The organism is Robertmurraya sp. GLU-23 (assembly GCF_052983275.1).
In genome coordinates this window covers 219,393-240,663 of sequence record NZ_JBRKCV010000001.1, presented here as the reverse complement: position 1 = coordinate 240,663, position 21,271 = coordinate 219,393, and the positions used below count along the sequence as shown (strand labels likewise).

At 37.6% G+C, this 21,271-nt stretch carries 28 protein-coding genes; 2 read left to right on the top strand and 26 right to left on the bottom strand.

Annotated elements, in window-relative coordinates; all coding sequences use genetic code 11:
* Window positions 1-41 precede the first annotated feature (41 nt).
* The 8 genes from ACVBAX_RS01180 to ACVBAX_RS01145 form a co-directional block, all read right to left on the bottom strand.
* Complete coding sequence (locus ACVBAX_RS01180) at window positions 42-788, bottom strand: class I SAM-dependent DNA methyltransferase (RefSeq protein WP_447115573.1); 747 nt, start codon at window positions 786-788, stop codon at window positions 42-44.
* Window positions 785-1,141: a ribosome silencing factor gene (rsfS, locus tag ACVBAX_RS01175; RefSeq protein WP_430774800.1), complete on the bottom strand. Its 357-nt coding sequence runs from the start codon at window positions 1,139-1,141 to the stop codon at window positions 785-787. The genes ACVBAX_RS01180 and rsfS overlap by 4 nt, the downstream gene beginning before the upstream one ends.
* A 4-nt stretch (window positions 1,142-1,145) precedes the next feature.
* A complete protein-coding gene (yqeK, locus tag ACVBAX_RS01170) occupies window positions 1,146-1,712 on the bottom strand; it encodes a bis(5'-nucleosyl)-tetraphosphatase (symmetrical) YqeK (protein ID WP_430774799.1) in 567 nt (188 codons plus the stop codon).
* Entirely contained in the window at window positions 1,681-2,268 is a 588-nt protein-coding gene (locus tag ACVBAX_RS01165) for a nicotinate-nucleotide adenylyltransferase (RefSeq protein WP_447115572.1), read from the bottom strand. Before ACVBAX_RS01165 ends, yqeK begins: the two co-directional genes overlap by 32 nt.
* A gap of 15 nt (window positions 2,269-2,283) precedes the next feature.
* Window positions 2,284-2,574, bottom strand: coding sequence for a ribosome assembly RNA-binding protein YhbY (gene yhbY / locus ACVBAX_RS01160; protein WP_447115571.1), 291 nt, complete (start codon window positions 2,572-2,574; stop codon window positions 2,284-2,286).
* 2 nt (window positions 2,575-2,576) lie between these two features.
* The gene (gene aroE, locus ACVBAX_RS01155) at window positions 2,577-3,407 is read right to left on the bottom strand and encodes a shikimate dehydrogenase (RefSeq protein ID WP_447115570.1); all 831 of its coding nucleotides are present in this window, start codon (window positions 3,405-3,407) and stop codon (window positions 2,577-2,579) included.
* A gap of 74 nt (window positions 3,408-3,481) precedes the next feature.
* Entirely contained in the window at window positions 3,482-4,600 is a 1,119-nt protein-coding gene (yqeH, locus tag ACVBAX_RS01150) for a ribosome biogenesis GTPase YqeH (protein WP_447115569.1), read from the bottom strand.
* Window positions 4,588-5,103, bottom strand: coding sequence for a YqeG family HAD IIIA-type phosphatase (locus ACVBAX_RS01145; protein ID WP_340904699.1), 516 nt, complete (start codon window positions 5,101-5,103; stop codon window positions 4,588-4,590). The genes yqeH and ACVBAX_RS01145 overlap by 13 nt, the downstream gene beginning before the upstream one ends.
* A gap of 279 nt (window positions 5,104-5,382) precedes the next feature.
* Between ACVBAX_RS01145 and ACVBAX_RS01140 the strand changes: the two genes are divergently transcribed.
* Window positions 5,383-5,517: a sporulation histidine kinase inhibitor Sda gene (locus tag ACVBAX_RS01140; RefSeq protein ID WP_119709206.1), complete on the top strand. Its 135-nt coding sequence runs from the start codon at window positions 5,383-5,385 to the stop codon at window positions 5,515-5,517.
* A gap of 44 nt (window positions 5,518-5,561) precedes the next feature.
* On the opposite strand, the gene ACVBAX_RS01135 is transcribed toward ACVBAX_RS01140, so the two are convergent.
* Window positions 5,562-6,347: a phosphatidylserine decarboxylase gene (locus tag ACVBAX_RS01135; protein ID WP_447115568.1), complete on the bottom strand. Its 786-nt coding sequence runs from the start codon at window positions 6,345-6,347 to the stop codon at window positions 5,562-5,564.
* Window positions 6,348-6,463: 116 nt separating this feature from the next.
* On the opposite strand from ACVBAX_RS01135, the gene pssA reads away from it, so the two are divergent.
* Entirely contained in the window at window positions 6,464-7,003 is a 540-nt protein-coding gene (gene pssA, locus ACVBAX_RS01130; RefSeq protein ID WP_430774792.1) for a CDP-diacylglycerol--serine O-phosphatidyltransferase, read from the top strand.
* A gap of 37 nt (window positions 7,004-7,040) precedes the next feature.
* Here pssA and ACVBAX_RS01125 read toward each other — a convergent pair whose 3' ends face one another.
* The 17 genes from ACVBAX_RS01125 to ACVBAX_RS01045 form a co-directional block, all read right to left on the bottom strand.
* A complete protein-coding gene (locus tag ACVBAX_RS01125) occupies window positions 7,041-8,834 on the bottom strand; it encodes a M3 family oligoendopeptidase (protein WP_447115567.1) in 1,794 nt (597 codons plus the stop codon).
* 108 nt (window positions 8,835-8,942) lie between these two features.
* Window positions 8,943-9,086: a hypothetical protein gene (locus ACVBAX_RS01120; protein WP_340904705.1), complete on the bottom strand. Its 144-nt coding sequence runs from the start codon at window positions 9,084-9,086 to the stop codon at window positions 8,943-8,945.
* 123 nt (window positions 9,087-9,209) lie between these two features.
* On the bottom strand, window positions 9,210-9,935 hold the full coding sequence (sigK, locus tag ACVBAX_RS01115) for an RNA polymerase sporulation sigma factor SigK (RefSeq protein WP_066049924.1): 726 nt from the start codon (window positions 9,933-9,935) through the stop codon (window positions 9,210-9,212).
* 565 nt (window positions 9,936-10,500) lie between these two features.
* The gene (locus ACVBAX_RS01110; RefSeq protein ID WP_391560241.1) at window positions 10,501-10,641 is read right to left on the bottom strand and encodes a YrzI family small protein; all 141 of its coding nucleotides are present in this window, start codon (window positions 10,639-10,641) and stop codon (window positions 10,501-10,503) included.
* Between the two features lie 333 nt (window positions 10,642-10,974).
* Window positions 10,975-11,226 (bottom strand): YrhC family protein, encoded by a 252-nt coding sequence (locus ACVBAX_RS01105; RefSeq protein ID WP_433904345.1) that lies wholly within the window; start codon window positions 11,224-11,226, stop codon window positions 10,975-10,977.
* Between the two features lie 92 nt (window positions 11,227-11,318).
* Complete coding sequence (gene mtnN, locus ACVBAX_RS01100) at window positions 11,319-12,017, bottom strand: 5'-methylthioadenosine/S-adenosylhomocysteine nucleosidase (protein ID WP_447115566.1); 699 nt, start codon at window positions 12,015-12,017, stop codon at window positions 11,319-11,321.
* A gap of 24 nt (window positions 12,018-12,041) precedes the next feature.
* Window positions 12,042-12,704 (bottom strand): DUF1510 family protein, encoded by a 663-nt coding sequence (locus tag ACVBAX_RS01095; protein WP_447115565.1) that lies wholly within the window; start codon window positions 12,702-12,704, stop codon window positions 12,042-12,044.
* Window positions 12,705-12,808: 104 nt separating this feature from the next.
* The gene (locus tag ACVBAX_RS01090) at window positions 12,809-14,587 is read right to left on the bottom strand and encodes a peptidoglycan D,D-transpeptidase FtsI family protein (protein ID WP_447115564.1); all 1,779 of its coding nucleotides are present in this window, start codon (window positions 14,585-14,587) and stop codon (window positions 12,809-12,811) included.
* A 54-nt stretch (window positions 14,588-14,641) separates the two neighbouring features.
* Window positions 14,642-15,118, bottom strand: coding sequence for a transcription elongation factor GreA (gene greA, locus ACVBAX_RS01085; protein ID WP_160547680.1), 477 nt, complete (start codon window positions 15,116-15,118; stop codon window positions 14,642-14,644).
* A gap of 169 nt (window positions 15,119-15,287) precedes the next feature.
* Window positions 15,288-15,923 carry a uridine kinase gene (gene udk, locus ACVBAX_RS01080; protein WP_447115563.1) on the bottom strand — a complete coding sequence of 212 codons (636 nt, stop codon included), beginning with the start codon at window positions 15,921-15,923 and terminating at the stop codon, window positions 15,288-15,290.
* Window positions 15,924-15,929: 6 nt separating this feature from the next.
* Window positions 15,930-17,201, bottom strand: a complete 1,272-nt coding sequence (locus ACVBAX_RS01075; RefSeq protein WP_447115562.1) for a peptidase U32 family protein — start codon at window positions 17,199-17,201, stop codon at window positions 15,930-15,932.
* Between the two features lie 29 nt (window positions 17,202-17,230).
* Window positions 17,231-18,160: a peptidase U32 family protein gene (locus tag ACVBAX_RS01070; protein ID WP_447115561.1), complete on the bottom strand. Its 930-nt coding sequence runs from the start codon at window positions 18,158-18,160 to the stop codon at window positions 17,231-17,233.
* 7 nt (window positions 18,161-18,167) lie between these two features.
* On the bottom strand, window positions 18,168-18,806 hold the full coding sequence (locus tag ACVBAX_RS01065; protein WP_447115560.1) for an O-methyltransferase: 639 nt from the start codon (window positions 18,804-18,806) through the stop codon (window positions 18,168-18,170).
* A gap of 165 nt (window positions 18,807-18,971) precedes the next feature.
* Window positions 18,972-20,051, bottom strand: coding sequence for an endolytic transglycosylase MltG (gene mltG / locus ACVBAX_RS01060; protein ID WP_447116008.1), 1,080 nt, complete (start codon window positions 20,049-20,051; stop codon window positions 18,972-18,974).
* 214 nt (window positions 20,052-20,265) lie between these two features.
* Complete coding sequence (locus ACVBAX_RS01055; RefSeq protein WP_119709219.1) at window positions 20,266-20,553, bottom strand: DUF1292 domain-containing protein; 288 nt, start codon at window positions 20,551-20,553, stop codon at window positions 20,266-20,268.
* A 16-nt stretch (window positions 20,554-20,569) separates the two neighbouring features.
* On the bottom strand, window positions 20,570-20,986 hold the full coding sequence (gene ruvX / locus ACVBAX_RS01050) for a Holliday junction resolvase RuvX (protein ID WP_430774782.1): 417 nt from the start codon (window positions 20,984-20,986) through the stop codon (window positions 20,570-20,572).
* 3 nt (window positions 20,987-20,989) lie between these two features.
* Window positions 20,990-21,259 (bottom strand): IreB family regulatory phosphoprotein, encoded by a 270-nt coding sequence (locus ACVBAX_RS01045; protein ID WP_430774781.1) that lies wholly within the window; start codon window positions 21,257-21,259, stop codon window positions 20,990-20,992.
* Window positions 21,260-21,271: the final 12 nt, after the last annotated feature.

Genomic DNA, 21,271 nt, shown 5'->3' with positions numbered 1-21,271 from the left:
AATATAAAAAAAAGGCTGATTATTTTCAATCAGCCTTTTTCTCATGCCTGCTTTTTAGCGATAAAAAAGATTCTTTCTGCCTCGGAGGATAAATCGTCCATAAAATCAGAGAAGATATCTGTTACATACAAGCCGCTTGCTTCTAACCAATTTTTATACACTTCTACAGGGAATGTTCTCTGACTATGAAACTCATCATAACGGTCATATTTCCCGCTTTCATCATCCTGGACAAAAAATGTAAGCTCATGTTCAATGCTAAGAGGATAGTCTCCTTGAAAACAGTTCCAAATATAACAAATATCTTCCTCATCATGAGTAAACGTTTGATTCATAAATATATTCATGATTTTATGAACAGAATGGACGTCAAATATAAAAAATCCATCTTCATCAAGCAAATCATAAATTTTTGCAAACGTTTCAATCACTTCTTCTTCTGTCTGTAGATAATTTAAGGAATCACAAAATACGCCGATTACATCGAAACTCTCATATAAATCAAGTTCCACCATATTTTGTTGATAAAAAGGAAGCTTTAGCCCGTTATTCGCTGCTTTCATCTGCGCTACCGTAAGCATGTCCGCTGATAAATCGACACCTGTCACTTCAAATCCAGCTTTCGCAAAGCTTATAGATAGCTCACCCGTACCACAGGCTAAATCTAATAGTTTTTTTCCTTTACACTCGTACTTGCTCCATTTTTCCGTAACGATTGAAACCCATTCATCATACGGTACATCCTTCATTAATTCATCATAAAGGTAGGCAAATTTCCCATACGTCATTGAGCGAGAACACTTTCCATATTTTCTATTGGTGCATCACCCCATAATCGCTCGAGGTTATAGTAACTTCTTTCGTCTTTATGGAATATATGAGCCACAACATCCCCTAGATCAAGAAGGACCCACCTTGCCTCATCGAAGCCTTCCATTCTCTTTACCATGTAGCCATTTTCTATTGCCTTTTCCTTCATTTCTCTGGCAATCGCTTGAACCTGCTTATCAGAGTTCCCGTGACAAATAATAAAGTAATCAGAGATTAGTGAAATGCCCTGCATATTTAATACAACAATATCCTCTGCGCGCTTATCATCAGCTGCCTTTACTGATGTTTCTAATAATTGACGATTGGTCATCCAATCAGTCCTCCTTTAAATGAATGAAATAGTTATACGTTTGGAGCGTTAACGGAAAAACTGCTCGTTTCTTTTTTATTAAGAAAATGATTGAATTTTGAATGGATAATAACAATGCTTCATTCAAATTCTTATCCGCTACCTCTCTAACCTCATCGACACCTGGAAATTCCCTTCCTGGCTCAATGTAATCAGCCACATAAATTATTTTTTCAAGCAATGACATATGCGGCCTACCAGAGGTATGGTAACGAATGGCCTCTAGTACTTCATGATCATGAATACCGACTTCATTCTCCACTAAATAGGCCCCTACTGGAGCATGCCATAGTTCACTGTTAAAGGAAAGCAGTTCCTCTGGCATTTTTTCACGAAGGATGATTTGTTTCATTTCTTCCTTTGGACGAAACTTAGCATAATCATGAAAGATCGCTGCCAATTCCGCTTGTTTCTCATTTGCTCCATATTTTTTTGCTAGCCTTACCGCGGTTTCTTCTACCCCTAGTGTATGCTTGTAACGATGGTCGGTTAATTGCTCTTTAACAATCTCTAACGCTTTCGCTCGATCCATATAACTGATGCTCCTTTATATATTGTATGACGGAGTCAGGGGTAAGATAATGAATAGTATTCCCATTCTTTACTCTTTCTCTTATTAAACTAGAAGAGACGGCAAATTCCGGAACATCTAAATAGATAACCGGATAACTTGTCTGCAATACGTGTTCTGGTCTTTGCACTCCGACAAAAGTAACAAGTTTCATTAAATCATTAATCTTGTACCATTTGGGTAGATACTCAACCATATCCGCTCCGATAATAAAATAAAACTCTGTACCATCATTTTTTTCTTGGAGAAGTTTCATCGTGTCATACGTATAGGACGGACCACTCCGGTCTAACTCTATTTTTTCAATTTTAAAATGTGCATGCTCACTTATTGCCTTTTCAAGCATGGTCACTCGATGGATCGTGCTCGTCCCGCTTGTTGATTTATGCGGTGGCTTTGAATTAGGTAAAAACCATATTTCATCTAGCCCTAAGAATTCTAATACCTCGTTTGCAATAAGCAGATGTCCATTGTGGGGCGGATCAAAGGTTCCCCCTAAAATTCCAATTTTCCTCATAAGGACCTCCTCTAGTTAAGGAAGCTGTAATTGTTTATTTTCCACAGACTCTTTATATAGAACAATGGTTGACCCAATAACTTGAACTAGTTCTGCCTTACAGCCTGACGATAACTTACCTGCTACTTCGTCCTTGTCCTCATCACAATTTTGTAACACACTTATTTTCAAAAGCTCCCTAACCTCTAAGGCCTCATTGATTTGTTTAATCATATTATCGTTCACTCCACCTTTACCTACTTGAAAAATAGGGTTTAGATGATGTGCTTTCGAACGTAAAAATCTTTTCTGCTTACCAGTTAACATCCTTATCCTCCTAATCGGTTTAAAACCAATTTTTCCATTCTTTTTTGGTCCGGGAAAATTCCAGTCCATTTTTTAAATGCTAATGCTCCTTGAAGAACGAACATATCTATTCCGTTTTGCGTACGAGCCCCTTTTTCTTTTGCAAAACGCAAAAATTGAGTTTCAAGTGGGTTGTATATAATATCACTAACAAAACTATTTTCTTTTAAGTTATGTAATGAGAGCGGTTGGCATTCTACATCAGGTGCCATACCAATCGATGTTGTTTGAATGATAATATCATAATCGCCCAACTCTTTCTCAGCTTCCTCACGAAGTAATACGCTAGAGTTAACTGTATATGGACATTGAGCGATTAATTCTGCTGCTTTTTCACTCGTACGATTGGTCACATCTATATTTGTAATCCCCATTGAAGCTAAAGTAAAATAAATGGCTCTTGCAGCCCCACCAGCTCCAACAATAAGAATTCGGTGGTTGAACAGATCTGGAATAATATTCATAATCCCTTTTACTGATCCTTCCCCATCCGTGTTATAACCAACCAGTTCGCCATCCTCATTTACAACTGTATTAACTGCACCAATTGCTTTTGCTAAAGGATCTAAACGATCAAGCATCGGAAGGATATCAACCTTATGTGGAACAGTCACATTAAACCCACTTATTTGAATCGCTTTTAATCCTAGGACCGCTTTCTGTAAGTCTCCTTTTCTCACATGAAGCGCTTGATAATGAGCATCTATATCATAATAGCCAAATAAATCATTGTGCATGGCAGGTGACATCGAATGCGCGATCGGATCCCCTATTACCGCATACAGCTTTTTCAAAAAATTCCCTCTCCCTTATTGTAGCCTAGAGTACTTCATGAGGTTGATCAAGCTGACATACTCAAATAGCTAAATTATATAAGTGATTTTCTAATCATTGCATGAACACCCTTAGGTACATACGCTGCAATCTTCACACCTGGTTCGTTTACCGTTATCCAACCCAGACCTGAAAACACGATATCTATTTTTTCTTCTTTAATCATAAATTCATGGCGTACGAGTGATGGAAATTCTCCCAATTCATCTGTTCTTGGAGGTGAGAGCATGTCACCCACATGCTTTTTGTATAACTCATCGGCATGATCAAGTTTTGTTCGATGAATATTAATTTCATTAGAAAAATGACAAACAAATGATTGTCTTCCCCCACTAATAAAATCAAATCGTGCAAGTCCTCCGAAAAATAAAGTTTGTCCTTCGTTCAATTGAAAGACTTTTGGCTTTATTTCCTTTTTTGGAGTAATTATTTTCAAATCCTGTTTGCTCACAAAATGAGCCATTTGGTGATGATTGATAATTCCTGGTGTATCAATGAGATGCTTACCGTCAGAAAGTGGAATCTCAATAATATCAAGAGTCGTACCCGGGAAATGAGAAGTCGTAATTACATCCCCTTCTCCCGATACTTCTTTAAGAATACGATTAATAAATGTTGATTTACCAACATTTGTACAACCTACTACATATACATCCTTGCCATTTCTATACTCGTCGATTGCTTCAGCTACTTCACGAACAAAATGACCCTTATAAGCACTCACCAAAAACACATCTTCTGGATGTAGACCGAGTTTTTTTGCTTCTCGCTTCATCCATTGAATAACTTTATTTGGCTTTACAGAATGAGGCAGAAGGTCTACCTTATTTCCAACAAGCAAGATTTTATTCTTCCCTACAAAACGATGTAATCCCGGTAACCAGCTACCGTTAAAGTCAAAAATATCGACAATTTTTACAATCAGTGCATCCGTTTGGGATAATCCATTTAGTATTTTTAAAAAGTCATCATCTGTTAAACTAACATCTTGAATCTCATTGTAGTGTTTTAAACGAAAGCAGCGTTGGCAAATAATAACTTCCTTTTCAATTGCTGATGGAGGCGCATAGCCTAATGCCTCCTTATCCTCTGTTTGGATATTTACCCCACAGCCTATACATGAAAACTGTTCACTCAAACTTAATCCTCCCATACAATCATTCCTTTTTTACGGAACCAATTCAATATTCTCCGCTCAACAAGTCGATTAAACTTGGTCACAAATCCATCTGTTGAGGCAACAGGTACAACAAGAATAGTGTGTAACCCGCTGCGATTACCACCTAGAACATCGGTAAGTAGCTGGTCTCCGATAACCACCGTTTCATCTTTAGATGTTCCCATTTGCTTCATAGCCTTTTTAAAAGCTCTTGCCAACGGCTTACGAGCTTGAAAAATAAAAGGAATATTCAGTGGATCAGAAAAAGCTTTCACTCTTCCTTCATTATTATTAGACACGATGGTCACTATAATATTGTGTTTTTTCATTTCCTCAAACCATTTGATAAGATTCGGTGTTGCATTTGGACGATCCCATTCGACAAGAGTGTTGTCCAAATCAGTTATAATCGCCTTTACACCCTTTTCCTTTAGACTTTCAGGGGTAATTTCAAAAATACTTTTGACATGCTGATCTGGCAAAAACTTTTTAAGCATTTCTTACACCTCATTAAATTAATGAAAATTTTTCGACAAATTTCACGTTCCTTCAACACTGTGGATAACTTTATACACAAAACTCACACTGTCATAAAAAGGAATTACTCTTTTATAAACAAATTAATCACAAGTTATCCACCACAACTTGTGGATAACAGAACGGTTGTTCTGTTTTATTAATTTTGATAGAGTAGGAGTACAGCTACATAGCCTACATTTTATGCTGATTCACTATGCATTAGAACCATTCTCATGAAAAGAAAGGTGTGATTTCCATTGCGTAAATTATCGGATGACTTGCTTGTTGAATCCTATTTTAAAGCAAGAGAACTACAGCTAAGCAAAGATTTTATTTATCTAATTGAGACAGAAATACACCGTCGTTCATTAACTCACAAAATCATTGTCTAATAAGCCCTTCTTTGGGCTTTTTTCTTTGCGCTCACAAAACAATATCATGTCTCTTTTAATAACGCAATTCTTTCCCCCACTTTAATAGGAAAAGGAAGCGATTTTTCTATTGTTGATTCAAGGGAGTCTTTCTCAAACAATAAGACGACCGTTGATCCAAATGTAAAATACGCGAGTTCCTGCCCTTTTTCTACATGATCATTCTCATGTGTAACTTCTATTGAGTTTACGAACATGGCTCCCACCTTCACCACTGCTATATGACCCGTATGATGCTGGATTTCAGTCACTGTCCGATAATTTTTCGAAAGGGTACTTTTCCCATACTTTAACCCAAGAGAATTCACTGGATATGATTTCTGTCCGAGAGACCAACTGGCTGTAATCCTTCCAGCTACTGGACTATGAATACGATGGTAATGACTCGGGCTTAAGTACAAAACCATGAAGGTACCATGTATGTATTTCTGTAAAAGCACATCATTACCTAGCATCTCTGCAATCGAGTATGTTTTCCCCTTCACCTCAATTAATTTCTGTTCTGAAATAGGACCAACTTCCTCAAGTATGGCATCAACTGGGCTAGTAACAGCTTGCAAATCCTGATCAATCGGTCTACTCCCATTCCTCAGCTTTCGTATAAAGAATTCATGAAGTGTGGTGTATTTCTTGAGATTTCCTTCCATTTCCTCCGTATTGATTTGATAGATTCTTGAGAAGTGAGGAACAACATAACGACTGATATTTGATGTAGCAAATCTCTTCAACAGCAATGATGACCATTTGCCATTGGTTAATTCAATCATAAAACGATAAATGGTTTGAAACAATGGATTGACCTCCGTTATGGGAAAATTCTCACTCAATAAACGAATAAAACAAGATAACCAATCATTACTTATAATTAAGATGTTTTTTATCCATTAAATATAGGGGTGAGACATATTTGTTTTTATTAAACGTACTCGATCACACGCTCAAAAAATTAAGGATTCAAACGGCCAATCTTTTAACTTTCTTCAACCTCTTTCTTGGTGGATTCGCAGTGATTGAGAGCCTTAAAGGGAATTTAGATTTGAGCCTTTTACTAATTTTCATCGCCGCTTTCGTTGACCGATTTGATGGAATGGTTGCCCGAAAACTTCATATTGAATCAGAGCTTGGCAAACAATTAGATTCCATGAGTGATATTATATCATTTGGTGTTGCACCTGCACTATTGATTTATCAAGGAATATTATTTGAGTTTAACTTTCCTGGAACATTCTTTACGATTTTTTATATCGCCTGTGGGGCATTTCGGCTTGCTCGCTTTAATATTAGTGAGAATCAAAGCTATTTTACGGGTTTACCGATTACAGCTGCTGGCTGCTTATTGACCTTTAGCTACCTATTTCTGCCGTTCCTACTTCCTGAGATGTTCCTCTTTTTCATTATTATTCTTTCTTTTTTCATGGTTAGTCCTTTCAAATTAAAAAAAATATAGACACAGCCTTAAAAAGCCCGTGTCTATATTGTCTCATTTAAGTTAACGATAAAAATTCCTCAACATCAGCTACACATTGTTGTACTGCTTTTTCCCAAAAATCAGGCTTTGTTAAATCAACATTCAAATGCTTCCAAGCTAATTCCTCTACCGTCATAGATGCTGTATCCTTTAATAGAGCAATGTACTTTTCCTCGTAGCCTTCCCCTTCTTCTAGTGCCTTTGCATAAATCCCTAAAGAGAATAGATAACCAAATGTATAAGGAAAATTATAAAAAGGAACACCTGTGATAAAGAAATGTAGCTTAGAGGCCCAGAACAAAGGATGATATTCAGCTAGTGCCCCACCATATGCCTCTTCCTGTGCTTCTTTCATTAATTGATTTAAACGATCTGTTCCTACTACCCCATTTTTTCTTTCCTCATAGAAACGTGTTTCAAATAGAAAGCGAGCGTGAATATTCATTAATAATGCTACTGAACGCTGTATTTTATCCTCTAATAACGCTAGCTTTTCCTCTGGGTTCCTCGCTTGTTTGACAGAAGCATCAGCTACGATCATCTCTGCAAAGGTCGAGGCAGTTTCTGCTACATTCATCGCATAATTTCTATTTAAATAATGTTGATCTCTCATCGCATATGTATGAAAGCCATGACCTAATTCATGTGCAAGTGTTGAAACATTAGAAGGTGTTCCTGAGAACGTCATAAATATTCTTGACTGATTGCTCTCAGGGAAAAAGGTATGAAAACCACCTGGTGCTTTTCCAGGGCGATCTTCAGCTTCAATCCATTTCTGTTCAAATGCCTTTTTCGCAAAACCAGTCATTTCTTTTCCAAAACGTGAAAAATGCTCAATAATAAATTCAGCACCTTCTTCATATGAAACCTTTGATTCTACCTGACCGATGGGTGCATCTAAGTCATACCAACTTAACCGATCCTTCCCTAGTAACTTCGCTTTTCTCTCTAAAAATGTTACAAAAGGGGCTTTGGCATCGGAAATAACCTGCCACATCGTATCTAATGTTTTCTTCTGCATACGATTTATTTGTAAAGGCTCCCTTAAAACATCCTCCCATCCGCGAAGTTTATAAGTATTTAATCGGAATCCGGCAAGGTGATTGAGAGTTTTCGATAAAAAATCTGCTTTTTCAGACCAGGATTCCTCCCAACCTTCAAAAATGGATTTTCTTACGATGGGATCAGGATGTGAGAACTTGTTGGCTGCCTGCCCAACTGATAATTCCTTTGTTTCGTTTCCTTCTTTAAACGGAACTTTAATCGTTCCAACGATGATATCATATAATTGGCCCCATCCATGATAACCGTCAACGCTTAATGCATTGATGATACTTTCTTCCTCCTGAGAAAGTTTCTCTAACGCATTGATGCGTCTTTCATTTAACACAAACTGCAATTGATGTAGAGCATCTACCTGCAGTAGCTCTTCCCAAATTTGATCGTCGAAAGTAGTTAGTTTTTGATCAAAAACAGTGAGTGCATTTTGTAAACTCGCACTAAGCTCCGTTACTTGCCCACGAAGTTCGCTAACTTTCTTATCATTTGTGTTTTGTGCATGTAAACAGCTAACAAATGCCCCTGCCTGGCGAATCGCTTTCGCAACTCTTTGAAAGAATTCAACGATTTCTGCAATTTGTTCTTGATCTGTTATTTTATTTGATGGCTGCCAGTCTGTTACCCTACTTCGAAACCTTTCAACCTCTTCTTTTGAGCTATGTATGTGATTAAAAAATGCTTGAGAAGAACTTCCCCCTGAATAAAACACTTCAAGGTCCCATACATCATAATAAGTATTACTTTTCGTCATCCCATACCCCTCCTAATCATTGTCTATTTCATTATAAATTTATTTTTCCGGAAACTCTACGAAAAGTTTCGAAAACCGAAAGACCCATCTTAATGATGGGTCCAAAAATTAGTATCTATAACCAGCAAAATACCACCAACCACCGAATATGAGCAACAATACGAACAAAACGATAAGCAGTGCTAAAGCTACTCCTCCGCCACCATAATATGGTGCTTGATAAGCATATGGATAAGGGTAACCGTATGGCATTTTTCTCCCTCCTTTACACTATATCCTACTAATTAATATATGTTCATTGTCCATATTGGTGTAGGCGGGTGCGGACCTTTCCTACATACAAATAGGCATAGATCTCTCTATGCCTGCAACTTTCTAACTTTGAGAATCACGCTTTCTCTTTTCCTTCTCCGCTCGATAAAATTCATGAAACATCTTCATTAATGCTCTTTTTTCTATTCTTGAAACATAGCTTCTTGATATGCCTAATTCTTTTGCAATCTCTCTTTGCGTTTTTTCCTTTTTTAAATCGAGACCAAATCTACCAACGATTACTTCCTTTTCCCTGTCATCCAGCACGTCAATAAATTCTTTTACCTTTTCAAGCTCCATATTTAGTTGAATGGTTTCAATGACATCCTCAGATTCTGATTTCAAGACATCAATTAATGAGATCTCGTTTCCTTCTTTATCCTGACCAATTGGATCGTGAAGGGACACATCTTTTTTTGTCTTTTTCAAAGCCCGTAAATGCATAAGAATCTCGTTTTCTATACAACGAGCCGCATACGTAGCAAGCTTTGTTCCTTTCCCTTCTGAATAGCTTTCAATGGCTTTAATTAATCCAATTGTTCCAATGGAGATTAAATCCTCTGAATCTTCCCCCGTATTCTCAAACTTTTTGACGATATGAGCGACAAGACGGAGATTATGTTCAATAAGCATATTACGAGCATGAGCATCACCATCTGCCATTAATCGTAAATATTTCTTTTCATCCGCGGATGATAATGGTTGTGGAAACGCATTATTTTTAACATAGGAAACTAAAAATACAATTTCCTTTACTAAATAGCTAAGTGCAGTCAATATACCTGACATTTAATCCACCCCACTTTCAGGACTTTCCCCCATGTTAATACCTATGAAGCGAGGTGGTCGTATTTGTCTGTCCCACTTAATTATATTTAAATAAGGAATAACAATAAAAAAACACCGACGGCGAGGTCGGTGTTTCAAGCTTCTATTCTACGGAAACTTCGGCAGCAATGATACAACCTACAGATCCGCATATAATTAAACCCATAACAATTGCGAACATGTTACCACCCCTTCTCTCCCTTTTGTTACTTCGAATGTACCATATAATTCAGGGTAAAACGGAAAACGGATGTGAACATTTTGTTACTTCTGAAGCCTTCATAATGCGATAAGTCACTTAGATCTAAGAGATTTCTCCGGGGGAAGAACTCTTCTTTAGTTTTCTTAAGCGATACATCTCTAGAGATAGCAAAAGTACACGGAGGAACATCTATTTCCCCTCCTCACCATAAATTCGTTAGGTGGTATCTTTCTCCACCCATAAAACTGCCTTACGATCTTGCATGAAATAAATCATCTTTATTCCCACCTTTCTAAAATTTTTTAGTTTGTTATTAACCTCACCTTAAAATAATCGTTGAATCGAAAGCATGCGATCGCGAGTAGCTTCATATTGCTTTTTTGCCTTTTCTGCTCGTTCAAATTCAGCAGCTGACACATTACGTTTTTTAATCGTTACTGTTAAGAATAATATATTCAGGGTCATATCTATCACCTCCTTATTTTTGCACACGAAAAAGCCGCAAGTATCCCCCTGCGACTTTTAGGCATATAAAAAGCCGCAAGAGTACATTCTCCATGCGGCTTGAAATGGCATAAGTTATCAATTACTTAAGCAATTCATTCCTAATGGTCGAATGCGTGAAACATTTAGTTGTCTTCTTTTCAATTGCTACAGATAATTTAATCATTTCACTCGACCTCCTTTTTAGAAATTATTGCTTACAGTGGTAATTATATCCACTATTACCAATTATGTAAACCCCATTTTTATGATTTCTAAAAAAAATAGCCCTCAGGCAGGCTGAGAGCTATCTTTCTATTCATTTATGTCATCAAGCTTTGTTTTTATTTGCTTCGATAAAGTAAAAAAGTAAATAGAACCTGCTAAAAACAGCATAGATGAGCACATCATAATATATAGATCGGTTAGCACTTTTTCACCTGATGGAATGATAACACCTAGATAAAAGAAGCTTCCTACGGCAAGTAAAACAACCGCAAACCTTTTAAAGTCAATCATTTTCTCTTCAAGCATTTTTCCAGTACTGCTATCTTTCACTACACTCACCTGCAACCTTCTCTTGTTCTATGAAACTACTTTATCATAGAACGCTGTGTTAGTGAGGATGTAATTAATAGCAATTTTTCTAAGTTGTTCAATCAGCCCTTAAGCTTTTCAACAATTTTCATTACCAAAGAAGCTGAATGAAGTGCTGCTTTTTCTAAATATTGTTCAAAAGAGACATCTGATTCTTTTCCAGCGATATCAGACAATGAACGAATGATCACAAACGGAATCCCAAATTGATAGGAAACTTGGGCAATAGCCGCTGCTTCCATTTCAACCGCCTGTAAATTAAGAAATTTATCACGGATTGCATCCACACGCTTTGGATCATTCATAAAAGAATCGCCCGTTGCGATTAATCCTTTCACAACTTGCACACTACCAATTTCCTGTGCAGCTGATTCTGCGATCTCAACAAGCCCGGAATTGGCCTCAAACGCTGCAGGAAGCTGTGGTACTTGACCATACTCATATCCAAATGCTGTAACGTCTACATCATGATGGCGAACCTCAGAGGAGATAACAACATCGCCTACATTTAAATCAGGATGAAAGCCTCCTGCTGATCCTGTATTAATAACATAATCAGGTTTGAATCTATCTAATAGAATCGTTGTGGACATTGCTGCGTTGACTTTCCCTATCCCTGAGCGCAATAGGATTACCTCAGCACCATCCATATTACCTGTGGTAAACTCACATCCAGCAATTGTTTGTTGTTCCTGGTTGCTGATTTTCTCTCGTAGTAATGCTACTTCTTCTTCCATTGCACCAATAATTGCGATTTTCACTTATAAAGACCTCTCTCTATTGTTTTATTCTATCGACGCTAATTCTTCCACTAATGTAGGCTTCCAACCTTTCCCATCTATCCACTCAATGGAAACGCGATAGATTTGGGTTCTGTCCTTTGAAAAGACGGTTCCTTTTGATTTATTATGACCATCATTTCCAAGAAACTTGATAGTCATATTAGCCTCTGTCAACCCAGTGGCATATTCAATAGCTGAAACCATCTCATCCCAATCCACACCACTATACACGTTTGTGTGTTCACCTGTTTGGCTCGTTCCGATTGGCTCCCAATTTGGGTTCACAATGGTTTTAACTACATTAGAATCCGCCCCACCTTCTGTCACAATTACTTCTTCGCTATCATTAGAGCTAGCTTCCTCGCTTGACTCTTCATTTAAGGACGAAGAGTCAGAAGTTGAGTCTTCCTCATTCGTTTCAGAGTCAGAGCCTTCTGTCTCTTCCTTTGAAGACTCTTCTCCTTCATTCGCTTCATTTGAGGCTTCTACATTTTGTTCCTGCTCTGTTTCTGTCGCAGCTTTATCATCGTTTCCCAAAAAAATAACCCCTGAAACAACAATAATTAAAACCAATACTATTCCAATGAGACCATTTAAAATCAGATTTGTTTTACGACGCTTCGACCTTTGATTAAACCTTGATTGTTGAAAATCATCTTGCATCATACGAACCTCCTAGACCTCTTTTGAACATCCTTTTAAGAGCGAACTCGCTATACATTCTACCATTTAACCAGGAAATCGAAAAGGACAATCACGTTACAAATACATTAACGTTTCGACAGAGGCTCATTTTGATCAAAGTTATATAAGTTTTTTACCATATCGGCAAATAATCCGTTTACTCCTCCTTCATCTCCATACACCCCTAAATTTACTGTTACTAAAGCGTATTTAGGATTATCATATGGGAAATAACCAGCAAACCATTTATTATGCAATTGTTTCTCATCTTTAAAAATTCCCGTTTCGGCTGTTCCTGATTTCCCAGCAACAGCATATGGCAATTCTTGAAACCATCTCCCCGTTCCATTTTCATTTACAACCACTTCACGCAATAATTTTTGAAGCTTCATTGCGGTATAAGGAGAAATGGATTCTCCAGGTAGAGCTTGCTTTTCGAAAGGAAGTAGTGAGTTCCCGTTTTTGTACTCCACTTCTGAAACGACTCTGACACTCTCCCTTACTCCACCTTTCGCAATGGTCCCCATCATATTGGCAACGGCAAGTGGTGTTGCACGTACTTCATGCTGGCCGATTCCTGTCAAAGCAACAAAGTTCTTATCATTTTTAGCATCCTCTGATAAAAACACACGACCTTTTTGTTCTTCTTGAAGTTGCCTAAAATTAGAGAAATGATAGATATCACCATTCCAGCCAACAGAACCTACGAGAGATAATTTATTCGCGTATTCCTCGAGTATATTAGGGTCAATTTCTTTTAATTCCTTTGCAATCGTACCAAAAGTATTGTTACAACTTCTTGCAAAGCTATCCGTAAAGTTTAACATACCATGATCATACACTAAGTCCGGTTGACCATTTATTTTTTTACTACAATCGTACATTCGAGTGGGAAGGTCAAGTTCATAATCAATGGCGGCTCCAGCCACTACGGTTTTAAAAACAGACCCCACAATTTGCTCAGAAATCATCATATTCTTAAGACCATTTGAACCATCCTCAAACGGCTTTTCCTTGTTAATGAAGGGTCTAGATACCATAGCAAGGACAGAGTTCGTCTCTAAGTCTAGAAGGACAAGTCCCCCTTTACTGATTTGATATTGATCAACTAGATTTTCAGCCATTTCCTGAATATCTTTATCTATCGTTGTTTTAATATTGACTGGATAGAAAGGATTGGCTGGCTCCACATATTTCACATCAATTCCAAACAATGGTCCACCCTTTGCATCAACATGATAAATAAGCTTGGAATTTCCATCAGGAAGCAAAAATTCATCGAAGCTTTTTTCTAATCCAGTTAACCCAATCACGGTCTGTTCTAATAAGTCTTTATCAGGATATCGTTTTTGTAATTCAGCTGTATTTTGTCCCGTAATACCGATAAGTTGCTCAGCTGGGTATTCAGTTAAGGCGTACTTTCTTTCTACAGCAAACACACCTGGTATTTTCAGAGCATTAATTTGCTCCATTTGTTCTTCTGTTAGTTTCAATGGGTTTGGATCACCATAAGCGAAAGGATCTTCCGCTTGTTTCACTCTGTATTCAATTGATTCCACAGGAACATTTATTATGTCTGCAATCTGTTCACTATCCCACTCCATATTCTTTAAGAAAGGAAAAAGGATGAGAACCGGAATCTTACGGTGAACAAGTGACTCTCCATCGCGATCAAGAAACCCACCTCTCCCATTATCAATCACCATTTGCTGTGAGCGTTGAACGACACTTGCCTCAAGAAGATTAATGTTATGTGTTGTAAAGTTTTCTGTTGAAACGAGCTGCACTTGAACAAGCCTTCCTATTAAGAGACTAATTGCTGTTATACAAATAATTAACCATACCACTGCCCGTTTTCTCCACATAATAAAAAACACCTCGTCAAAAGTGTTGACGAGGTTTTCTTATTTCAAACCAATTTACTTAATATTTGTAATACGAACATTCATTTCTCCACCAGGCGTTTGAACCGTTACTTCGTCTCCAACCTTCTTACCCATCAAGCTTTTGGCAATTGGAGAATCGTTTGAGATTTTGCCTTCAAATGGATCTGCTTCTGCACTTCCAACGATTGAATACGTTTCCTCGTCGCCTCCAGGGAGCTCAATAAACGTAACAGAGCGGCCTAAAGCAACCGCATCGGTAGCCAGCTCATCCTCTTTAATAATCTTTGCATTTCTTATCATATTTTCAAGCGTTGTAATACGACCTTCAACAAATGCTTGTTCTTCTTTTGCTGAGTCATACTCCGAGTTCTCAGATAAGTCTCCGAAGCTACGAGCAATTTTAATACGCTCTACAACTTCTTTACGTTTTACTGATTTTAAATGTTCTAATTCTTGCTCTAATTTTTCTTTACCAGCTAAAGTCATCGGGAAAACCTTTTCTGTTGCCAAAACCCTTCACTCCTTCTAGTTTCACAACCCCCAAATAGATTGTGTATTCATCTTATGTAGTTATTTCTTACGGTAAATGCATAGGAGCGCGTCCTTATGAAAAGGGCGCGCATGAAACGTCCACCTGGACTTATTTTGGGAAACATTTGCATTACTGCTTTTTATTGTTTCATAAAAATGATTTTTGTTCAAGAATTGTTTGAATTTTTGTGACCATCAAATCAATTGCGACAAAATTATGCCCACCTTCAGGAATAATAATATCAGCATAACGTTTCGTTGGTTCAATAAATTGATTATGCATTGGCCTTACTACATTTACATACTGGTCAATGACTGAATCCATTGAGCGCTCGCGTTCTTTAATGTCTCTTACCAATCGTCTAATAATACGAAGGTCTGCATCTGTATCTACGTATAACTTAATATCCATTAAGTTACGAAGTCTTTCGTCTTCTAATATGAGAATCCCTTCAAGAATAATTACATCCTTAGGCTCAACATGAATGACATCACTCGAACGGGTATGAACACTATAGTCATACACAGGCTTATCAATCGCTTCATAGCGGAGAAGTCTTTCAATATGCTCAATTAGCAAATCATTGTCAAATGCTAGCGGGTGGTCATAATTCGTCTTTAGACGCTCCTCAAAAGGTAAATGCGATTGGTCTTTATAATAAAAATCTTGCTCAAGCATTAATATTGAATGCCCTTTAAACGACTCGTATATAGATTTTGTTACGCTCGTTTTCCCGGAGCCGGAGCCACCGGCTACACCAATAACAACGGGTTTGCGCTTCATGCTAGTTTAAATCTCCTTCCGCATCATGTTGTTTGGGTAAACCGGCTTGTCTAATTTGAACTTTACGATTTGCATTGGATGTCTTGCTGCATCCAGCTCATTGCCATCCTCATCCCAAATTTTTTCAACAACAGTTGTAAAGTTCTCAATTTCAGGTCCAAAAAACTCTACTTCTTGACCAGGCTTAAAGTAGTTTCGCTGCTGAAGTGTTACCATTTGATTTTCCGCATCATAGTCTAACACCAATCCAGCAAAGTCAAAAGTTGTCTTTTTGCTATGATTTCCAAACATCTGCTCTTTATACCCAGGAACGCCTTCAAAGAAAGCAGGAGCTGTATCGCGGTTTGCACATTTATCAAGTTCTACTAACCATTCTTTTTGAATAACAAAGTTCTCAGGGTCCGCACAATAAGCATCAATCACTTTACGGTACACACTAACAACGGTTGCCACATAGTGAATAGACTTCATACGACCTTCGATTTTCAAACTATCAATACCGAGCTCTATCATTTGAGGAATAGACTCAATTAACTTAAGATCCTTAGGGCTCATCGCAAACGGTGCATCCCCTTCGCTAAATTGAGCTACTTCTTCTTGTTGATCAAGCTCATACAGGTCATAATCCCATCGGCAAGACTGACAGCATCCACCACGGTTTGAGTCACGAGCTGTCATATGATTACTTAATGTACAGCGTCCAGAGTATGCGATACACATTGCACCATGGATGAATGTTTCAATTTCGATATCGACTTTTTCTTTCATTTCTCTAATTTCTTCCGCACTCGTTTCACGTGCTAGTACCACACGTTCTAATCCTTCTTCCTTCCAGAATTGGACCGCTTTCCAATTGGATAAAGACTGCTGAGTACTTAAATGCACTTCAATTTCAGGCGCTAATCGGCGGCATGTTTCTATAATAAGAGGATCAGCAACAATAATACCTGCAATCCCAGCTCCTTTTAATCCAAGAACATATTCTTCTAATCCATCAATATTTTCATTATGAGCAAAAATATTTGTTGTTACATAAATCTTCGCACCATATTTCTTAGCAAACTCTACTCCCTCTTTCATTTCATCAAAAGTAAAGTTCCCTGCGTTTGAGCGAAGTCCGTATTCTTGTCCACCGATAAATACTGCATCTGCCCCGTATTGGACAGCAATTTTTAATTTCTCTAGATTTCCAGCAGGTGCAAGTAATTCTGGTTTTTTTACAATTACTCGCTTTCCATTCACAATCTGTGAAATTTTATCGTTTAATACGATAGACATCTTTTTTCCCTCCTTAACACATGGTTTTATTAATAAACGGTCTCCTTGAAGAAAAATCCAGTATCTAATGGACGATTCTTTGGCTGAATCTTTTCAACTTCCTGTAATAAATCGTCCTTTACTTCTTCGTACTTCTCAGGATCTTCGACAGACAGATCAATTGCTTTTCGATATAGTTCTGTTACTTTTAGAATGTATTCCGATGTTTGTAAAACACCATCAATTTTCAGAGAATCCACTTCTGCTTCAATTAGCTCTGTTAGCTCATCAATCATACACATATCATTAGGACTCATAATATGTGTTCCGTTCGCATCCTCAAAAATCGGATATTTGTTTTCTCTTTCCTTGTCGTGAAGGAACATGTTCGCATTTTGAACGCGATTTTCAACCTCTAGTGCTTTACCTTGATACTCATAATAGTTCCCTAGTAGTGAACGTTTGGATTGGAACATGGCTGTCATCCCGTGAATCTGTACCTCAATCTCCACGTCAGCATGTTCTTTCATTTCGACAATCGCATCCATATTGATTTCTCTAGCTAGGACCGCACGCTTAGCCCCTTTTCTACCCCAATAGTTACATGTATACCAGTTCGTTGCAGTTGTTTCTGTATTCCAATGAAGCGGCATGTCAGGTGCAGCCTCTTTCGCTACCATTAAAACTGCTGGATCACCGAAGATAATTGCATCCACGCTTGCTTCTTTTACAAACCTTACATAGTCATATAAAGCGTCTATGCTTTCATTGTGGAAGATCGCATTCATTGCTACATACACTTTTTTTTGAAAAGAATGGGCAATTTCTACCGCTTTCTTTACATCTTCTCTTGAAAATTCTCCAGCTAAACGAAGACCAAAGCGTTCCTCTCCGATCACCAAAGCGTCCGCTCCAACTTTACATAATGCTTCTATATCTCCAATTGTTTTTGGTGTGACTAATAGTTCTGGTTTTTTCATTTTCTCTTCACCTCTTTTTACTAATTGCTACTCCATCGCCAACGGGAATAATGACCGAATCGTATTCTGCATGTTCCATTAGCCATTGATTAAAATCTTTTATTTTTGTAACCATGCTTCTTAGTCTTTTACTCTCAATTGTATCCTCACAGACTAGTCCTTTAAACAAGACGTTATCAGTTATGATTATTCCTTTGTCACCTAAATACTTTGAATATATCTCAAAGAACTTCTTGTATTGCCCTTTGGCTGCATCAATAAAAATGGCATCAAAAGAACCATATTGTTCAATAAGTGACTCTACTTCTAGCGCATCACCCTTAATGATCGAAATTTGGTGTTCTTTATTTGCACGTTTAATAAATTCCTCCGCAACCGTATAACGCTCACTGTCCCGCTCAATAGTGACGATGTTCGTTTCAGGAAGAACAGTGGCCATTCGAAGGGCAGAATATCCAATAGCTGTACCAACCTCTAGAATCTTTTTGGGTTGAGCAATTCTAAGTATTTGAAGAATCGTTTCGATTCCTGACAACTCCATAATGGGAACATGATGAGCTTTCGCATATTGCTCCATTTCTTCGAGTAGTTCTGATCTATTCAGAATGAGCTCTTCTATATAAGAATGCAGCTTCTCCGTTTCCAAGCTGCGTCACCTCTTTTGTTTAGACATGAAAAAATAGCGTTCACAGCAATTCACAGGGATTCAGCACAGCTAAATATGAACTTCTGTGGTTGACGCTATTTAAAAACACTTGAACTATTCTATCATAATAAAAGGAGAAATGCGAACATTTCTCCTTGAAGCAGATCAATTGATATGCTCGGCTTTTTTTGCATTATGCTCTTCAAGTGTTTTCGAGAATAATACATCACCAGAGGCCGTTGCTAAAAAGTATAGGAAGTCAGTCTCAGCAGGATGTAAAACAGCTTCAATTGATACAGTACCTGCATTGGCTATTGGGCCTGGTGTTAAGCCTTGATATTTGTAAGTATTGTATGGATCATCAATTTCCAAATCCTTATACAATACCTTGTCCTTATGTTCTCCATGAGCATATAAAACGGTAGGATCTGTCTGTAAAGGCATCCCCGTATCTATGCGATTATAAAAGACACTGGCAATTTGATCACGCTCAAGTTTCTCAGTTGCTTCCTCTTCTACTAATGAGGCAAATGTTAATAGTTGGTGAGCAGTATATTGCCTTACAGCCATATCCCCTTCATACTGACTAATTACCTTTTCCGTTTGATCTAACATGGCCATAATAATTTCTTCGATTTTTGTGTCTTCTTTATAGAAAGGATATGTTGCAGGGAACAAATAGCCTTCTAATGGAAATTTGACATTTTCTGCAAGAATTTCCTCTGTTAATACATCAGGGTATTTATTCATAAGTGCTTGTATGAATTCTCGGTCATTTAATTTTGTAAATACATCTTCTTCTGTATGATTTGTTTTTTCTGCTATGATTTTTGCAATTTCTTTTAGCTGTTTTCCTTCAGGGATGGTAATTTGAAACACCACTTCTTGGTCCACTTTACCTGTTTTTAAGCTTTCAATGATACTTGGCAAAGTCATTGATGGTGATAGTTCATAGTTACCAGCCATAAACCCTGACTCGTTCTTAAACTTGACAAAGTATTTGAATACACGTGCATCTTTAATAATTCCATGTTCCTCTAATATGTTTGCAATACCAGTAACTGATGAACCGATTGGAATTTCTACTGTCATTTCCTTTTTATTCTCTGGATCTACAGGTTTTAGTGCTGATTTAATATAAAAATATCCGCCGCCAGCCGTAATTGCTACCAGCAGGAACAATACGATTGAAATAGTAAAGACAATTTTCCTTACGACTTTTGCTTCGCCTTCCCTCTCAATCATCTTTTCTCGGATTATTGCTTTTTTATTAGGTTTGTTACCTGTATTCTCTTTCTTTTTCTTCTCTTCCGTTGACAAAGTTCCCCCTCCAATTCACAGGGCTCATACATACTATTCCCTTATAACTATTCTCGAATCATTATACTATATTTTTCGACAATAGAAGTAGAAATTTGCAAAAAAAGGCGGATAGCCTATGCCATCCGCCTTTAACTTTCTATTCTTCATCTTGCTCTTCTAAAAATGTATTTAACATTTCTTCGATTAGGTCCCATTCTTCATCTGTCTCGATAGGCATTAACTCACCATCATTATTATCTTCGGTTGGAACGAAAGCAGACGCATGAATTTCAATTTCTTCATCGTCGTTTTCATCTGCACCAATAGGATAATACAGAACATAAGACTTACCAAACTCATCAGAATCAAAGGTAAAAAGCACCTCACAAAGTTGCTCGTTACCATCCTCATCAATTACTGTAATATTGTTTTCTCCATGTTGCATTGAAAATCACCTCAAGTTATTTTTGACTATCTAAAAAGCCTTGTAAGATCATACCTGCTGCCATTTTGTCGATTACTTTTTTACGTTTTTTCCTACTAACATCCGCTTCTAGTAACACACGTTCCGCAGCAACCGTAGTTAGACGCTCGTCCCATAGGAATACAGGCAAGGAAAATCTCTTTTCTAGCTCACTTGCGTAAAATTGACTCGCTTCGCCTCTAGGTCCAATGGTTCCGTTCATGTTTTTAGGCAGCCCTACTACTATTTTTCCTACTTCATACTTTTCTATTATTTGACCAATCTGATCAAAACCAAACATTCTTTCATCTTCATTAATTTTTATCGTTTCTAATCCTTGCGCTGTCCAGCCAAATTCATCACTAAGCGCAACGCCGACCGTTTTACTACCGACGTCAAGACCGAGAATTCGCATACGTTAAGAGCCCTCTCGTTGTGTTTTTAAATAGCTTTTGACAAGCTCCTCAATAATTTCATCTCGTTCAAGCTTTCGAATAATGTTACGAGCATCACGATGACGAGGAATATAAGCAGGATCTCCAGAAAGCAGGTAACCTACAATTTGATTAATCGGATGATATCCTTTTTCTTGAAGAGCTTCATGTACTTGAAAAAGGACTTCCTTCACGTCATGTTCAATTGGCTCTTCTGGAAAACTAAACCTCATTGTTTTATCAAATGTACTCATTCTATTGCACCT

Excerpts from the sequence above, each read along its gene's own strand:
- ACVBAX_RS01180 (WP_447115573.1), bottom strand. The coding sequence starts at position 788 with ATGACGTATGGGAAATTTGCCTACCTTTATGATGAATTAATGAAGGAT.
- rsfS (WP_430774800.1), bottom strand. The coding sequence starts at position 1,141 with ATGACCAATCGTCAATTATTAGAAACATCAGTAAAGGCAGCTGATGAT.
- yqeK (WP_430774799.1), bottom strand. The coding sequence starts at position 1,712 with ATGGATCGAGCGAAAGCGTTAGAGATTGTTAAAGAGCAATTAACCGAC.
- ACVBAX_RS01165 (WP_447115572.1), bottom strand. The coding sequence starts at position 2,268 with ATGAGGAAAATTGGAATTTTAGGGGGAACCTTTGATCCGCCCCACAAT.
- yhbY (WP_447115571.1), bottom strand. The coding sequence starts at position 2,574 with ATGTTAACTGGTAAGCAGAAAAGATTTTTACGTTCGAAAGCACATCAT.
- yqeH (WP_447115569.1), bottom strand. The coding sequence starts at position 4,600 with ATGGGAGGATTAAGTTTGAGTGAACAGTTTTCATGTATAGGCTGTGGG.
- ACVBAX_RS01145 (WP_340904699.1), bottom strand. The coding sequence starts at position 5,103 with ATGCTTAAAAAGTTTTTGCCAGATCAGCATGTCAAAAGTATTTTTGAA.
- ACVBAX_RS01125 (WP_447115567.1), bottom strand. The coding sequence starts at position 8,834 with ATGACGAAAAGTAATACTTATTATGATGTATGGGACCTTGAAGTGTTT.
- ACVBAX_RS01120 (WP_340904705.1), bottom strand. The coding sequence starts at position 9,086 with ATGCCATACGGTTACCCTTATCCATATGCTTATCAAGCACCATATTAT.
- sigK (WP_066049924.1), bottom strand. The coding sequence starts at position 9,935 with ATGTCAGGTATATTGACTGCACTTAGCTATTTAGTAAAGGAAATTGTA.
- ACVBAX_RS01110 (WP_391560241.1), bottom strand. The coding sequence starts at position 10,641 with ATGACCCTGAATATATTATTCTTAACAGTAACGATTAAAAAACGTAAT.
- ACVBAX_RS01095 (WP_447115565.1), bottom strand. The coding sequence starts at position 12,704 with ATGATGCAAGATGATTTTCAACAATCAAGGTTTAATCAAAGGTCGAAG.
- ACVBAX_RS01090 (WP_447115564.1), bottom strand. The coding sequence starts at position 14,587 with ATGTGGAGAAAACGGGCAGTGGTATGGTTAATTATTTGTATAACAGCA.
- udk (WP_447115563.1), bottom strand. The coding sequence starts at position 15,923 with ATGAAGCGCAAACCCGTTGTTATTGGTGTAGCCGGTGGCTCCGGCTCC.
- ACVBAX_RS01075 (WP_447115562.1), bottom strand. The coding sequence starts at position 17,201 with ATGTCTATCGTATTAAACGATAAAATTTCACAGATTGTGAATGGAAAG.
- ACVBAX_RS01070 (WP_447115561.1), bottom strand. The coding sequence starts at position 18,160 with ATGAAAAAACCAGAACTATTAGTCACACCAAAAACAATTGGAGATATA.
- mltG (WP_447116008.1), bottom strand. The coding sequence starts at position 20,051 with ATGATTGAGAGGGAAGGCGAAGCAAAAGTCGTAAGGAAAATTGTCTTT.
- ACVBAX_RS01055 (WP_119709219.1), bottom strand. The coding sequence starts at position 20,553 with ATGCAACATGGAGAAAACAATATTACAGTAATTGATGAGGATGGTAAC.
- ruvX (WP_430774782.1), bottom strand. The coding sequence starts at position 20,986 with ATGCGAATTCTCGGTCTTGACGTCGGTAGTAAAACGGTCGGCGTTGCG.
- ACVBAX_RS01045 (WP_430774781.1), bottom strand. The coding sequence starts at position 21,259 with ATGAGTACATTTGATAAAACAATGAGGTTTAGTTTTCCAGAAGAGCCA.